Annotated in this window: 14 protein-coding genes, 3 tRNA genes and 1 pseudogene; 9 read left to right on the top strand and 9 right to left on the bottom strand. The window is 34.2% G+C overall.

Annotated elements, in window-relative coordinates:
• Positions 1–36 precede the first annotated feature (36 nt).
• From A9G41_RS05870 to A9G41_RS05855, 4 genes are all read left to right on the top strand, one after another.
• A tRNA-Val gene (locus tag A9G41_RS05870) sits at positions 37–112 on the top strand.
• 35 nt (positions 113–147) lie between these two features.
• Positions 148–223 (top strand) — tRNA-Val (locus A9G41_RS05865).
• Positions 224–232: 9 nt separating this feature from the next.
• A tRNA-Lys gene (locus A9G41_RS05860) sits at positions 233–308 on the top strand.
• Between the two features lie 367 nt (positions 309–675).
• Complete coding sequence (locus tag A9G41_RS05855; RefSeq protein ID WP_065583438.1) at positions 676–1,284, top strand: tetratricopeptide repeat protein; 609 nt, start codon at positions 676–678, stop codon at positions 1,282–1,284.
• Between the two features lie 437 nt (positions 1,285–1,721).
• On the opposite strand, the gene A9G41_RS14270 is transcribed toward A9G41_RS05855, so the two are convergent.
• Both A9G41_RS14270 and A9G41_RS14995 read right to left on the bottom strand, forming a co-directional pair.
• On the bottom strand, positions 1,722–1,871 hold the full coding sequence (locus tag A9G41_RS14270; RefSeq protein WP_218057699.1) for an EexN family lipoprotein: 150 nt from the start codon (positions 1,869–1,871) through the stop codon (positions 1,722–1,724).
• Positions 1,872–2,105: 234 nt separating this feature from the next.
• Positions 2,106–2,282: pseudogene (locus A9G41_RS14995) on the bottom strand (EexN family lipoprotein); the annotation flags it as partial.
• A 267-nt stretch (positions 2,283–2,549) separates the two neighbouring features.
• On the opposite strand from A9G41_RS14995, the gene A9G41_RS05850 reads away from it, so the two are divergent.
• Positions 2,550–3,509, top strand: coding sequence for a tetratricopeptide repeat protein (locus A9G41_RS05850; RefSeq protein WP_065583439.1), 960 nt, complete (start codon positions 2,550–2,552; stop codon positions 3,507–3,509).
• Positions 3,510–3,873: 364 nt separating this feature from the next.
• Here A9G41_RS05850 and A9G41_RS05845 read toward each other — a convergent pair whose 3' ends face one another.
• The 4 genes from A9G41_RS05845 to A9G41_RS05830 form a co-directional block, all read right to left on the bottom strand.
• The gene (locus tag A9G41_RS05845; RefSeq protein ID WP_065583440.1) at positions 3,874–5,832 is read right to left on the bottom strand and encodes a glycoside hydrolase family 3 protein; all 1,959 of its coding nucleotides are present in this window, start codon (positions 5,830–5,832) and stop codon (positions 3,874–3,876) included.
• A 492-nt stretch (positions 5,833–6,324) separates the two neighbouring features.
• Positions 6,325–6,951 carry a LysE/ArgO family amino acid transporter gene (locus tag A9G41_RS05840; protein WP_075539442.1) on the bottom strand — a complete coding sequence of 209 codons (627 nt, stop codon included), beginning with the start codon at positions 6,949–6,951 and terminating at the stop codon, positions 6,325–6,327.
• Positions 6,952–7,035: 84 nt separating this feature from the next.
• On the bottom strand, positions 7,036–8,382 hold the full coding sequence (locus A9G41_RS05835; RefSeq protein WP_075539441.1) for an APC family permease: 1,347 nt from the start codon (positions 8,380–8,382) through the stop codon (positions 7,036–7,038).
• A gap of 106 nt (positions 8,383–8,488) precedes the next feature.
• A complete protein-coding gene (locus tag A9G41_RS05830) occupies positions 8,489–8,908 on the bottom strand; it encodes an OsmC family protein (RefSeq protein WP_065588084.1) in 420 nt (139 codons plus the stop codon).
• A 218-nt stretch (positions 8,909–9,126) separates the two neighbouring features.
• Between A9G41_RS05830 and A9G41_RS05825 the strand changes: the two genes are divergently transcribed.
• Complete coding sequence (locus A9G41_RS05825) at positions 9,127–9,933, top strand: sulfite exporter TauE/SafE family protein (RefSeq protein ID WP_065583444.1); 807 nt, start codon at positions 9,127–9,129, stop codon at positions 9,931–9,933.
• A 71-nt stretch (positions 9,934–10,004) separates the two neighbouring features.
• Here A9G41_RS05825 and mltB read toward each other — a convergent pair whose 3' ends face one another.
• On the bottom strand, positions 10,005–11,078 hold the full coding sequence (mltB, locus tag A9G41_RS05820) for a lytic murein transglycosylase B (protein WP_065566777.1): 1,074 nt from the start codon (positions 11,076–11,078) through the stop codon (positions 10,005–10,007).
• A gap of 57 nt (positions 11,079–11,135) precedes the next feature.
• Entirely contained in the window at positions 11,136–12,125 is a 990-nt protein-coding gene (locus A9G41_RS05815) for a 2-hydroxyacid dehydrogenase (RefSeq protein WP_065566787.1), read from the bottom strand.
• Positions 12,126–12,410: 285 nt separating this feature from the next.
• On the opposite strand from A9G41_RS05815, the gene A9G41_RS05810 reads away from it, so the two are divergent.
• Positions 12,411–13,673, top strand: a complete 1,263-nt coding sequence (locus tag A9G41_RS05810) for an AmpG family muropeptide MFS transporter (RefSeq protein ID WP_075539440.1) — start codon at positions 12,411–12,413, stop codon at positions 13,671–13,673.
• A 9-nt stretch (positions 13,674–13,682) separates the two neighbouring features.
• Positions 13,683–14,354, top strand: a complete 672-nt coding sequence (locus A9G41_RS05805) for an NAD(P)H-dependent oxidoreductase (RefSeq protein ID WP_065566775.1) — start codon at positions 13,683–13,685, stop codon at positions 14,352–14,354.
• A 79-nt stretch (positions 14,355–14,433) separates the two neighbouring features.
• Here the strand turns inward: A9G41_RS05805 and A9G41_RS05800 are convergent, their stop codons facing one another.
• Positions 14,434–14,619 carry a hypothetical protein gene (locus tag A9G41_RS05800; protein ID WP_065566774.1) on the bottom strand — a complete coding sequence of 62 codons (186 nt, stop codon included), beginning with the start codon at positions 14,617–14,619 and terminating at the stop codon, positions 14,434–14,436.
• Between the two features lie 367 nt (positions 14,620–14,986).
• On the opposite strand from A9G41_RS05800, the gene trxB reads away from it, so the two are divergent.
• Positions 14,987–15,940, top strand: a complete 954-nt coding sequence (gene trxB, locus A9G41_RS05795) for a thioredoxin-disulfide reductase (RefSeq protein WP_065583446.1) — start codon at positions 14,987–14,989, stop codon at positions 15,938–15,940.

The raw sequence follows: 15,940 nt of genomic DNA, 5'->3' as shown, positions 1-15,940 counted from the left end.
ATAAGGCGTGCCTTATAATGCACACCCACACGGTAAGGGTGATTAGCTCAGTTGGGAGAGCACCTCCCTTACAAGGAGGGGGTCACTGGTTCGAACCCGGTATCACCCACCAATCTTTACCGTGACGTTTCTATAATGAAACACGTGGGGTGATTAGCTCAGTTGGGAGAGCACCTCCCTTACAAGGAGGGGGTCACTGGTTCGAACCCGGTATCACCCACCATCTTTAGATGGGTCGTTAGCTCAGTCGGTAGAGCAGCGGACTTTTAATCCGTTGGTCGAGCGTTCGAATCGCTCACGACCCACCATTTCATCATATTGGCACTCAGCAGGTAGACATTACCTAATATAAAATAAGAAAAGTAATAGAAATACTAGCTAGTATTTAGCAAATTTATTTAAAATAAACTGTTATAATTGATAGTGCTGCCTTAAACGAATAAAACTCACAACATTCTGAATAGTTAAGATAAAAATTTACTATTTTTGCTTCAAAATCTAATCAATACTCATTCCCTAAGCTAAAAAGTCATGGTTAATTACAGTGTATTATTGAATAAATAACAATATTATACTTCTTTTACGATCGCGATTAAGGTTGAAACAAACTAATTAAGCTATACTAAACAAATAAATACGATAAAATACTCGGTATTTATTTTTGAAGGAAGTTGTATGCTAAAGTTTTTTGCTACGTTATCACTAGTTTTATGTTTTAGTGTTGCGGCAAATGCCGATCAACAAACTATGTTTGATTTTAATCAAGAGTATCAAAAAGCAACAGAACAAAATGATGCTGAAGCGCAGTACCACGTAGGCCTTATGTATGCCGATGGTTCATATGCTAAAAAACGCCAATTTAAAGGTATCGAAAATGGATTCGAACAGCAATCAGAAACACAGCCTGACTATATTAAAGCAAAAGAATGGTTTGAAAAAGCAGCCAATCAAGGCAATATTGCCGCTCAACATAGCTTAGCTTTATTGCACTTTAACGGGCAAGGCACAAAACAAAACTATTCAAAAGGAATTGAGTGGGATACAAAAGCAGCTAAAAAAGGGGATGCAATTGCCCAATATACATTAGCCATGCTCTACTACCAAGGCACAGGTGTAAAAAAGAACTATTTTAAAGCAAAACAATGGTTTGCTAAGGCTGCAGAACAAAACTATTCTGATGCAAAAGATCACTTAATTGTTGTAACAAAAAAGGTCAATGCCATTGTAGCCAAACAACAAGCCAAGAAAAAACAAGCTAGTGATAATGATTGCGGTTGTGACTAAAACCAAATGTGACTCAAAACAAATAATAGCAACGTATTGATTTAATGTTAACTTATAAGTTATAAGAAGTTAATGCAACGTTTTCCTATGCAACAGATAACCAAAGTGATATTGAGAAAGAACCAGGTTATTGACGCGCTAATTATCAATTTCAAATAAATGGTAAGCAGTCAGAATTTGCCAAATTAGTTGATGACAACAGTACCGAAAAAAATAATTTTATCGAAACAGATTAATCTATTTTTAAATGACAATAAAGCAGAAAAAGGAGATAAGATTATAACGCAAGATGATAAGTTAATAATTAATAATAATAAAATTAAGACTATAAACTTATCACAGATAGAATTTTAAAATCAGTGGATCACTATATTAATTCCAACTTGCATTACCAACTCTATTTTTGGAAAAAATTGCTTTGTGAGAGTTCTGGCAATTCAAACTATCGCATCAATTTCACCGTTCTCACATTTTTTACGGTATTCATCTAGTAGTTCTTTATTATTTTTGAAATCGTCAACCGTATAGGTTTTCTCATTACATCCAAATAAGAACATGGCAGTAATCAATATTAGTATTTTTTTCATATAAATTCCTTACAATCGTTGGTTAATATTAGATTAAGTTTTATTGTGTTTTATTAAAAAATCATTTACAGCTAACCTAAGTAAATCAGAAATTGTTTTCAAAGGTAACTTTGCCAAGAAATAAGATTACTATTCAAAATGGCGACATGTTTATAATAAATAAGAAAAATCAATTTATTATAAATGCGTCATCACAAAGAATATTAAAAGCCACAATGTAGCTTCTTAGTTAAATTAATTCCGTGCGTGAGGGTTGCTAGCTGACGTGCTTAAACTTAAAATTGCTTGGAAAGAATTTTCACAATTTAAACTATCCCCATCTATTTCACCGTTCTGGCACATTTTACGATATTTATCTGGTAATTCTTTGTTATTTTTGAATTCTTCTACACTATAGGTCTTCTCATTACATCCGAATAAAAAATATTATGATTCTTTTTGGTGCTTGTTTCTATATGGTAGAATCCAATCCTTTACCCTCACGTTCCATCACGTAAACTTGAAAACTAGACAGCAATAATAAATGAACATGTCTGCACATTAAAATAAATCGACATGTAATCAGATAAAGATAAAAAAGATATTTATGCTTATTAAATAATCATAAATAAGCTTGCAAATAAATAAAAAAGATCCTTTAATAAAAATAATATTTCCCCAACTAACACAGGCAGATAAATGAAAAAATTAACATTGATAATTTGCTTATTAATATCTGTAAACATTTCAGTTTTTGCACAACTAAATACAAAATACAATTTTAATGTTGAATATAAAAAAGCGACTGAACAAAATAACGCTCAAGCACAATACAATTTAGGTTATATGTATAACTATGGCCTAGGTGTTAAACAAGATTATGCAAAAGCTATTGAATGGTATCAAAAAGCAGTTAATCAAAATCACTCTGATGCCCAAGTAGCTTTAGGCTATATGTATGCTACAGGTCAAGGTGTAGAGCAAAATTTACTAAAAGGAAAAGAGTTATATGAAAAAGCAGCATTGAATGGTAATGCTCTAGGTCAATATAATATGGGGACACTTTACGAATTTGCAGAAAAAAAACATTATCGTAAAGGAATTGAACAAAATTTAAATGATAACAGTATCAGTCAAAATTATTTTAAAGCCAAAGAGTGGTATGAAAAAGCAGCAAAACAAGGTAATAAAGAGGCACTCAATAATCTAGGCGTTTTCTATTATAACGGAACTGCTGTAAAAAAAAGCTACACGACAGCCAGAAAACTTTATGAGCAAGCTGCCCAAAAAGGCAATATGATGGCAAAACATAATTTAGCTAATATGTATTACAATGGATTGGGTGGGTTAAAAAAAGATTTTGCCAAAGGCGTTGAGTTAGATACTGAAGCTGCGGAATCTGGCAATCCAGATGCGCAATGTAGCTTAGGCTGGTTATATTATCAAGGGTCATGGTTTGCAAAAGATTACAGTAAAGCATTAGAGTGGTTTCGGCTTTCCGCGCAACAAAATTATGCGGATGCTCAATACTATTTAGGTATCATGTATCAAAATGGCCAAGGAGTTGCACAAGATATTTACAAAGCAAAATATTATTTTCAGCAAGCTTGTAAAAATAACCATAAAGATGCTTGTAAATATGTAAAAAATATTCTTTGATTATGATTATTCCCAAACGAATTTTTCAGGCCTTATTGTATTGCTAATAAATAACTTTTTTATTTAAACGAGCAATGATATAAATGAGTTGTGGATGGGGAAAATAACTTTGTATCGGCAACATTATTAATTACCCTATTTCTGCATTGAGGGTAATTTTGATGATTTAATTTATTCAAAATTACCCAAATCGTCTTAATTTTTAATATGTTAGTTTTAATATCTTCGCTAATTCTATTATCAAGCCTATTAATCTTTTTTCACCCATGTTTATTGGCTTTCTTTGTGCATTAGAATGCGTTAAAAACAGGCAAACACACAAAATAATTTACAAAAATAATTTATAAAGCCAATGCGTTATCCCTCACTGCGTTAAACCATAACCAAGCGGATAGAGTGCTTTCATATCATTAGGCAGATCTGAAGATTGTTGCTGTACGCTATCCATTGAGTCTGGTAGTGAAAATGGTATTTTAGCTACGTAAGGTTTGTCACCAAATAATCTATCAAACAATACTTCATCATTTACCCCAAAATTAGCAATAACAGCACTAGCGTATTGTTTTAATGGAGTGACAATTGCTGGCCTATCTAAATAAACAGTAACAACAACAGGATGCGTTTTACTTGCTTGCGCAATAAATTCAATATCTTTATCGTTAGGAGGAAATGCTAAAGATCCCTCATGATGCTCTAAGCCAAAAAAGTAACCTTTATGATTTTGCTCATAAGGTGCATTTATTCGGGCAACAACCACATCAGCTTGCTCTAATTTATCAACAATATTCACTTTATTCTTTAACAGATTTTTAGCATTTGGTAAAAATCCATATAAATAGATTTTGTTATTGGCGTTTAATGGTAATGTTTTTTGTATATTTTCAAGTAATACCAAAGAATTATATTGGGCCTGACTCGCCATCTTTTGAAAATCTTTGTTGCCAACAATACTTGTTTTGTTTGGATCTACATATGGTGTTTCAAATTGACCTAGAGAAAATTTTTGAATCAAAATCGCTAAAACGGCTTTATCGATATTTTTTTCGGCAATTTTTTTATTCTTAACAGCAGTTACAATAATTGAACTATCGCTAACCCCGCCAAACTGTTGAATGCCAGCATGAAAAGCTTTAATAAAGCGTTGCTCTTTAGTAAGATCCTCAACTCCCCATGGCATGCCTTCAACTTTCGGTTTAATTCCCGAAGCTGTTCCATTAACACAAACATCATTACAATCATTAGTAATACTCCAATCACTTATAACAACACCTTTAAACTGATAAGTATTACGTAATAGATCTTGCAATAAAAATGAATTAAACCCACCGCCAACAGCATCAAATTTATGATCACCTAGCTGAGCATTTTTCAATATAGAATAAGTTGGCATGACACCTGCAACATTTACCTCAAAAGCGCCTGTAAATGGAATAATATGTTCTTTTAAGCTATCTTTATGGGTAAAAAGCGCATATTTACCATAAGCACTATGACTATCAAATCCATTTTCGGCAGCACCATATCCCACCCAGTGTTTCACAACGGCAGCGACACTTTGCGAATTTAGACCTGTACTACCATTTTGTATTCCAGATATATAACCACGAACCATTTTTTTGCTTAACTCAGGATTTTCACCAAATGTCCCCTCAAATCTAGCCCAACGCGGTTCTGTACCTAAATCGGCCATGGGTGACAAGGCTTGCGTTACACCTAATGAACGGTATTCTTGACGGATAATATCGCCATATTCATTGATATCTTTTTCACGACCAATAGCCGCCATGCCTAATGTTCCAGGCCACTGACTAAAACCACTTTTTATACCTAACTCATTACCATAATAAAACGTATTTCTAGGATCAACACTTATTGTCAATGGAATGGATAAACGAGAAGATTCAGCTATTTTTTGTAACTGATTATTCTGCTCCGCAAAATCTTTAGGATTAACTTCTAATCTGGTTATAAAGCTATTAACTTTATCTTTCAGAATCAAAACAGTCAGCTTTTTAAAATCATATTTATCACCACGCCCTATTTCATTATTTACACTTGGCGCATTGCCATGCATCATTATCCCAGCTTTCTCTTCTAATGACATTCTTGAAAGCAAATCCTGTGCTCGTTGCTGTGGCGATAAACGCCAATCTTCATATGGAGTTAATTTTCCATTTTTATCCATATCTTTAAACTCAAGACCATCCACAGTTATTTTTTTTAATTGATTGCTTTCAATTTTGACTTGGTCAATAGCAAATAATGGACTTGTGGTAAGAACCGCACTAATTAATAGTGTTAGTTTTAAAATATTACTTTTCATTGTTTTCTCCTTAAGTGATCTATTACGCATTTATTAATAGTAAATTTATAAAATAACTGAATTGAATAAACAGTAATAAACCATCTTATATCTACGCTATAACTAATCCATACGCTTCAACTTTCCTTTATATAAAACAAAACCCTTATATAAAAAAACCTAAACACTTTATTAACCAAAATGTTTAGGTTTTGCCTGTATAGACAATTAGCTGTACAGTAACAATCCAAATTTATACTATGTAAGCTAGCACTAATTATATAAAGAAGATATCTTATAATTTAACAAATACATGTAATTGTGATAATAGTCACATTATTATTTCATAATATTATTTGATAATTGCTCTCAAGGGGGAGATAAAAATGCCCAAAAGAGCCTTTATTATTTAAAGATCTTAAATGGATGTTTGATGAGCAAAGTAAGGATGTTTATTAATAGGCCGAACGCTCTTTGAATCATATAGGCTATAGCCTATTTACTGTTCTAGCTTTAATTGTTATAAACGACATAAAAAACTAGCCGATAAGCGATGTACAACATGACAGTGCCAACTAGACAATCTAATATTATCCACATCTTTTTTTGTTTAAATAATGGCGCTAACAATCTTGCACCATAACCAATACCAAAGAACCATACAAAAGAGACACAAACAGCGCCAATCAAAAATGCCAGTTTTTGTTCACTATTTAATGTGCCAGCTATTCCCCCAACAATCACAACCGTATCTAAATATACATGTGGGTTAAGCAAAGTGACCGCTAACGTTGCAACTACCACCTTGATTAAACGGCTATTATTCACATTTTGAGATTCTATTTGCATATTGCTTGTGCCTTTAATTGCACTTTTAAACGCACTAAAACCATACCAAATTAAAAAAAACACCCCCATTATTGCTAGCAGATTTGTGATTAAAGGATTACAACTAATGAAAGAGCCCACCCCTAGAATGCCAATCGACATTAATACAATATCACAAATAAAACAAATTGCCGACACATAGAAAATATGGTTTTTTAATATTCCCTGTTTGAGAACAAATAAATTTTGTGCACCAATAGCAATGATTAGGCTAGCGGAAATTAACGCACCACGTAATATTTCTGATAGCATTTTATTATAACGCCTGTGGAAAATAGGAAAATACTGTCATCTTAATTAAGATGCAATAAATCTTCAATAAATGTATTAAGTTTATTATTCATGTTTTTCTAAGCAAACTAATTGAGCCTGCTCTTTGTTTAAATAGAGAATAATCATACCAATTGCTAACCAAATTACACCGACAATTTTTGCATCATTATCAATATGTAGTAATACAGGTAATAACACTATAATGCCAATAATAGGCATAAAGATATTTAAAACCCAAGAACGCCAACCCTTTGAACGTTTTTTAAACTTAAAGTAGCCGATTACAGATAAATGTAACATAATAAATGCCGTTAACGCACCAATATCAACAAATGACACTAGAGTTGCTAATCCTTTATCATGATTGGCAACAATAACAACTAAACATAAATTAAATAGCGCAGAGCATAAAATAGCCATTGCTGGCACGCCACTTTTTTTACCCACTTTAGCAAAAAATGAAGGTAAACGCTTATCGCGCCCCATACTGAATAAAAGACGACTTGCGGCAGCTTGCCCAACCATTGCAGCAAATGATGCACCAATGGCTTTCATCAAACTTAGCGCCCATCCTAGGTATAAGTTAATTTCTTGATTAACAATATTATAGTAAGCTTTACCCTGTAGTTCAGGATGACTACGCAAATATGCTGAATTATAAGGATTAAGTAAAGCACCAACATAAATTTGAATTACAAATAGGCAACCTGCTAAAATTAAACAACTCATAATTGCTTTACTCACTAAATTATGGGAACCACCGTTTTCTTCAGAAAAAGTTGCAATAGCATCAAATCCCAAATAAGAGAGCACCGCAATAGATACAGCATTAAACAGATTAGCCCAGCTAAATAAATCACCGCCCCAAAAAGGTTTCAACCAATCTCGACTAATATCACTAGTTGCTATTAGCCAAATAGCAACAAATAGCACAGCAAACAATACAATAATTTCAAATAGTAAGATAATTAATGTAATTTTCGCCGATTTTTTGATGCCAATTAAATTCAACGTGGTAGTTAATACAACCGCCAAGCAAGTCCATACCCATACAGGTACTTCAGGAATTAAGGCATTGAACGAAATACCGCTAAATAAGTAAGCAACAGCAGGAATAAACATATAATCAAGCAATAACAACCAGCCGACTAAAAATCCCACATTAGCATGAATGCCAATCGAACAATAAGCATAAACCGCTCCTGCATGGGGTAAAGCATTTGCCATTCTAGCATAAGAAAATGCGGTAAATGCCATTACTAAAGTTGCTACAATATATACTAAAACAACTGCACCATCACTGATTGCATCTAAAACACCAAATAATCCTATTGGTGCCGCTGGGCCAATAAAAAGCAATCCCAGAATAACCATATCCCGAAATCGCATAGTTTTACTTAACTGTTGCATAACCACTCTCTTATTACACTGACTAATAAAATGTTAAATGATTAATGCAAAACACACTAAGATCAGGTTGTTATTAGATTATAATTATTCGTTATAAGAATAGACTTTAATGATATTCCCTAACCTCATAGGTATAAGACATTTTTGCGGTTTTCCCTAGCATGATAGAGGCACTACAGTATTTTTCTGAAGCAAGCTTCACTGCTCTTTCTACTGCTTGATCATCTATATTGATACCTGTAATCACAATATGGAAATTAATAGATGTATAGACTTTTGGTGAAGATTCTGCTTGAGTTTTATCAATTTCTATCCAAAGATCGCGAATATCTTTTTTATTATTTTTTAAAATAGCGATAATATCATAAGCCATACAACCTGCTGCACCATGTAACAAAAGCTCCATAGGGCGAGCACCGCGATTACGCCCTCCATGTTCAATACCACCATCCATAACTAACGAGTGTCCACTGGCTGTTTCGCCTAAAAAACCAAAATCATCAATCCACTTTAAACGATCTTTCATTATTCACTCCCGCCAATTTATTTTCAAACTTTTATTCGTTACCATCTGCTAAATAACATAAGATTTTTTAGCCATCTTGTCATCTTTTAATTTACTATTTTGCAATCAAACCTGATAATGATATTAAACGGTGGATCAGTAAAATCAATTATCTAATTTTAATTTTTACTTAACAAAAAAGATGGGTTATTAGTGTTACCATACCTTAAGGATTAAACATGATTCTTGAATTTATTATATTCCTTTCTATAGGCGCTGTTGCGGGATTATTAGCTGGTATGTTTGGTGTTGGCGGTGGTGCATTAATAGTGCCCTCCTTAATCTTTACCTTAAATTATTTTAATCTAGGTAATGCTTGGGTTAACCATATCGCGATTGCAACCTCATTAGCAACCATCATTGGCACAAGTTTATCTTCAAGCTATATTTATAATAAAAACAATAATATTCAATGGAATATCCTTAGAAAAATGGTTTTAGGTTGTATCATAGGCACTTTAGGTGGTTCGTATATGACGCCTTATATTCCAGGGGTTTGGTTAAAATGGATATTTATCATTTTTCTTATTTATGTTAGTGGCCAATTTATTTTACAAGCGAGTAAAGTTTCACAAAATCATACTAGTAAAAATATTTCTATTAATAACAGCATTTTTATATTTGCAGGAACCTTAATTGGCATTTTTGCTGCACTTGTCGGCGTGGGTGGTGGTGTTTTAGTTGTACCATTTTTACAAAAATGTGGCATAGATATGCGAAAAGCAATTGGAACATCGGCTGCTTTCACTTTACCCGTTGCTATCGGTGGTACAGTTGGCTACATCATTGCGGGTTGGCATACCCCACAATTACCCCAATATTGCTTAGGCTTTATTTATTTACCTGCGGCATTAACTATTATGCTGGCGAGCATTCCTATGGCAAAAGTGGGGGCACAAATTGCACAAAAATTATCAATAAAAAAGCTGATCAAGTTTTTTGGTGTATTTTTATTATTACTTGCAATAAAACTGATTATTTCTTAAATATTATTGGCAGATATAAAAAAGGTCGCATAACAACGACCTAATAAAATTTGATATTAAATATTCGATAGTTATCTTGCTTCTTTAACTGCAAGTCCCAATTGCCAAACTGCCATGGCATAATGCATGCTATGGTTATAGCGGGTTATGGTATAAAAATTCGGTAAGCCATACCAAAATTGGTAACGATCACCCATATCAAGGCGCAATAGACTCACCTGAGTATGACCATCTAGTGAGCCTTGTGGTTTCAAGCCAGCTTTTGCAAGCGTTTCAATTGAGTATTTAGTGCTAAAACCTGAGTTAAGTGATGGAGCCTGACCATCAGCCATTACCGCCACTTTCTTACCTCGTTGCCAACCATATGACTTAAAGTAGTTTGCAACACTACCGATAGCATCAACTGGATCCCACAAATCAACATGACCATCATGGTTAAAGTCAACGGCATGACGTCTAAACGCTGACGGCATAAATTGACCATATCCCATTGCGCCAGCAAATGATCCACTTAAATCAAACGGATCAACGCTTTCATCACGGCACATCACCAAAAAGTCTTCTAATTCGTTAGAAAAATATTGTGCACGCCTTGGATAGTAAAAGGCAAGCGTTGATAGCGCATCAATAATTTTCGTTTTACCCATTACTCTACCCCAACCTGTTTCGACACCGATAATGCCAACAATAATTTCAGGTGGAACACCATATTCGGTATAAGCACGCTTTAACTCTTTTTCGTATTGGTTCCAAAATTCGACACCACGAGGGAGGTTGCTTGCCGTAATAAATTTATTTTTATAACGAATCCAAGCACCATTTGGTCCTGTTGCAGGCCCTGATTTTGGTGCTTGTTTATCCATTAAATTAATTACCCAATCAAGTTTATTGGTCTGAGCAAGCACATTGCGAAGCTGTTGACGGTTAAAACCATGCTTGCTCACCATTCTATCGATAAATTTTTCTTTATCTATTTCTAATGACGGACTTGCGGTTTTAGATGGATTGTGATCTTTTTCGAGATAAACACCGCCTTTGACATTTGCATGCCCACGGTGTTCTTTCATTGGCGATGTTGAAGATCTATTACTGCTACAAGCTACAAGCAATAAAATTAAATTAAGACAAACGATAATACGGCGCATAAAAAAATCCATATCTTAAGTAATTAAAAAATCGACAACATCATAAGGGATTTCTTATTATTTAACAATATTTGAGCATGATTTACCTTCCGCAACTTGCTTAATATTGCTCAAAGTGGTGTCAGAAATATTCAACAATGCTTCTTGCGTCAAAAAGGCTTGATGACCTGTAAAAATAACATTATGGCAAGAAGACAAACGACGGAATACATCATCTAAAATGACATCATTTGATTTGTCTTCAAAAAATAGATCACGTTCATTTTCATAAACATCCATGCCCAAAGCACCAATTTTGGTTTGTTTTAATGCTTCAATAGCAGCTGTTGCATCAAGTAATGCTCCACGGCTGGTATTGATAATCATCACGCCATTTTTCATCTTTTGGAATGAATCTTTATTTAATAAATGATAATTTTCTGGTGTCATTGGACAATGTAATGTGATCACATCTGACTTGGCATATAGCTCATCTAATTCAACATATTGCGCCCCTAGTTCAACCACAATATCATTAGGATAAGGATCATAAGCAAGAATATGCATACCAAAACCTTTCAATATACGAATAACCGCTTGACCAATTTTGCCGGTACCAATAACGCCAGCAGTACGATTGTGCATATTAAAGCCAGTTAACCCATCTAACGAAAAGTTAGCATCACGAGTGCGTTGATAGGCTTTATGCGTTCTTCTATTTAGCGTCATCATTAAAGCCACTGCATGCTCTGCAACGGCTTCTGGCGAATAAGCAGGCACTCGCACTACAGTAATTCCCAATTTTTCAGCTTCTGCTAAATCAACATTATCAAAACCAGCACAACGAAGTGCTAAAATTTTAATGCCATAACTGGCTAATTTTTGTAGTACTTTTTTATCGACTTCGTCATTAACAAATGCACAAACAGCATCATACCCTTGAGCTGTAACAGCCGTTTTATGACTGAGTTTATGTTCATAATATTCAATATCAAAACCAAACTTTTTGTTTGCCATTTCTAAGTGTTCTTTATCGTAATGCTTGCTACTAAAGACAGCGACTTTAATTGAACTTTTCATATTACTAAACCCCTCTTAATGGTAATTAGTTATTTTTTACTGGTTGTTGGCGTTAATCTTTATACTCAAACAATTTTTATACTGAAACACAACACATAGCCTTTACAATTTTTAACAAAAAAGACTTTTAGCTTTCAAAAAAATATTGCGTATGAATTTGTTATGTTGGCAATATCACTTTAGGTAACAGTGTTTACCTTCACTTATCAAATTATTTTTATAGGTTATATGCTATGATAGCACTTTGCTAAAAACTAACAATAAAGATAGATAATGAATAATGCGCAAAATTCACTTTTGAAAACAATTTTTAACACCAAGATGCTAATCTGCATTTTTACGGGTTTTGCTTCTGGTCTTCCTTTTTATTTATTATTACAACTATTACCTGCTTGGTTAATAAGCGATGGTGTAAATATAAAAACAATTGGTGCTTTTTCGTTAACGCAAATTCCTTATATTTTGAAATTTATCTGGTCGCCATTTATGGATAATATTTCACCGTTTAATTTAGGGCGACGCCGCGGTTGGATGCTGGGTTGCCAAATTGTACTCACTTTATCAATCGCAATATTGGGATTTTTTTCGCCTAAGTTAAACATCTGGTTAATTGCGATTACCTGCTTTATTATTGCGCTATTTTCCGCCACTCAAGATGTTGCGCTTGATGCATTTAGACGAGAATTATTAATTGATAAAGAATTAGGGCTCGGTAATAGTATTCATACAAACGCTTATCGAATTGCAGGTTTAGTACCTGGTTCATTATCACTTATATTATCAAACTATTTACCGTGGAATAGTGTTTTTATCATTACAGCACTATTTATGCTACCGGCTATCATAATGACATTGCTGGTCAAAGAGCCTCTTAATCAAATGCCAAAAAATCACCATTTTAAAGATATCATCATTGAGCCATTTAATGAATTTATTACTCGAAATGGGCTTAAAACAGCAATTTTAATATTAGCATTTATCTTTTTATATAAATTAGGCGATAGTATGGCTACTTCATTAGCCACACCTTTTTATTTACAAATGGGCTATAGTCGCCCCGATATTGGCTGGATAGCAAAAAATGCCTCTTTATGGCCAAGCGTATTGGGTGCACTAATTGGCGGTATTTTGATGATAAAAATAGGAATAAACCGCGCACTATGGTCCTTTGGTCTTGTACAAGTTATTTCAATTTTAGGATTTGCTTGGCTTTCGGTGGAAGGTCCTTTTAATGCTATAGGGACATACCAAAAAGCTTTATTAGCAATAGTAATTGGTTTCGAATCACTTGGCGTTGGCCTTGGTTCTGCCGCATTTGTAGCGTTTATCGCAAAAACAACCAATCCGCTTTATACTGCAACACAATTTGCTTTATTTACTAGCATAGCATCAATTCCAAGAACATTAATTAATGCGACAACAGGCATTATGGTTGAATATTTGGGGTGGACAACATTTTTTAGTTTATGTACGATTCTCGCCATCCCAGGTATGTTATTATTATTAAAAGTTGCCCCATGGAATACCAAATCGTAAGGAGAAAATATGGATAAGCTAACCCAAGCATTTGATTTTAGACATGCATGTAAAAAATTTGATCAAACAAAAAAAATCAATAATGATGATATTGAATATATATTAGAAGCTGGCCGACAATCTCCCTCATCATTTGGTATGGAGCCTTGGCATTTTGTGGTCATTGACAGTGATAAAATAAAGGCACAATTGCGATCGGTTTGCTACAATCAAGAGCAAGTGACAAGCTGTTCACATTTTGTGATCATACTTTATCGCAAAGCCAATAACTTCACTTCGCAAAGTGATTACTTACGCCGAGCTATTGCTCGTACTTTACCTAATCCCAATGATCAAACAGCAATCGACATTGCTTGTCAAGCATTTATTAATTTTTGCGAGCAAGGGCTTGCTGATGGTTTAACCATTAATCACTGGTCAGAAATGCAAGATTATATCGCTAGCGCCAATATGATGACAGCAGCTGCATTTCGAGGCATTGACTCATGTGCAATAGGTGGATTTGATCACGATAAAGTAATACAAATTTTAGAAAAATATATACCGCAGTTAAGTAGTGAATCATTTGGTGTTGGGCTATGTTTAGCATTCGGCTATCGAGCCGGAGAGCCTACAGCACGTGTTCGCTGGCCATTACTAGATATAACAACATATTTATCGGATGACAATTCAACGAGCTAACCAATTGAATACCTTCAATCGCCAAACGGCGAATGAAGGTATAAATGAAAAAACAGCAGAGCTTTATTTAATTAATTGTTTATTTAATTAATTGATAGAGCGCTTCAGCTTCAGATGAAGCCGAATCCATGATAAAGGCAACACCAGATAAAATATTACCAACTTGAGGATCGCTAATATTTTGTTGTACCGAATTTAAAATCTCTTGTGCCCAACCAATTTTTCTAAGCACTGCTTCTACATTTTCTTTTGAAGGATTGTTCATCTTATCTCCCCCTTGTTTTGTTAGGATGTCGAGTAAACTAATAATAAAAATGTTATTGCTAAATGTTAGGAAAAAATTTAAGAATAAGAAAAGCGCATATTTTAAACACTGAAAGTAAAAAACCAAAACAAACAAAGTTTAAAAAAGAATAAATATCTTTAAAATAATTGAAAAGAAAAAGATAACCAATTAATTCGCAAAAAATTAACTCAACGCAAATAATACAAATACAACCTGTTATGATTGCCTATTGATACAATAATCAATTTTTTTTACACTATAAGGATTAATAATGTTAGACTTATCTGCTATAAGTTGCACTAGTTTTGCTAAAAATGACCAAAGTCAAAATAAGTAAGGATTTAAAATGAAAACCAAACATGCCCGTTTGTTAATACTTGGTTCTGGCCCTGCAGGTTATACCGCAGCAGTTTACGCTGCACGTGCAAACCTTTCCCCCGTATTAATTACAGGAATGCAACAAGGTGGACAACTTACTACAACCACAGATCTTGAAAACTGGCCTGCTGGTGCACCTGACTTAACAGGATCAGAATTAATGGTCAAAATGAAAGAACATGCTGAAAGGTTTAACACCGAAATTATTTTAGATCACATCGATCGTGTCGATTTTAGCGAAAAACCTTATAAGCTTTATGGTAGTGAAACGCAATACAGCTGTGATGCATTGATCATCGCTACAGGGGCTTCAGCACAATATTTGGGCTTACCATCAGAAGAGGCTTTCAAAAGCAAAGGGGTATCAGCTTGTGCAACTTGCGATGGTTTTTTCTATCGTAACCAAAAAGTTGCCGTTGTTGGCGGTGGTAATACTGCCGTTGAAGAAGCCCTTTATTTAGCCAATATTGCTAGCGAAGTACATTTAATCCATCGTCGAGATACCTTCAGAGCTGAAAAAATATTAATGGATCGCTTAGACCAAAAAATAAAAGAAGGTAAAGTGATCTTACATACACACCGCATCGTTGACGAGATTTTAGGTGACAACATGGGCGTTACAGGCGTTCGAATCCGTAGCACACAAGATACAAATTTAACTGAAGAAATTTCTGTTTTGGGCGTATTTATTGCTATTGGACATAAACCCAATACGACCATTTTCGAAGGACAGCTTGAATTAAATGAAGGCTATATTAAAGTGCAATCAGGCACACAAGGAAATGCAACACAAACCAGTATCGAGGGAATATTTGCAGCTGGTGATGTAATGGATCATATTTATCGTCAAGCGATTACTTCAGCAGGTACGGGCTGTATGGCGGCTTTAGATGCCGAACACTATTTGGACAACTTAAAATAA

Origin of the sequence: Gilliamella sp. Nev5-1, assembly GCF_001690895.1 — a bacterium.
Classification (GTDB): Bacteria; Pseudomonadota; Gammaproteobacteria; order Enterobacterales; family Orbaceae; genus Gilliamella; species Gilliamella apicola_C.
Note: the sequence above shows the minus strand (reverse complement) of the source record. Positions and strands in the feature narration are given on the sequence as shown.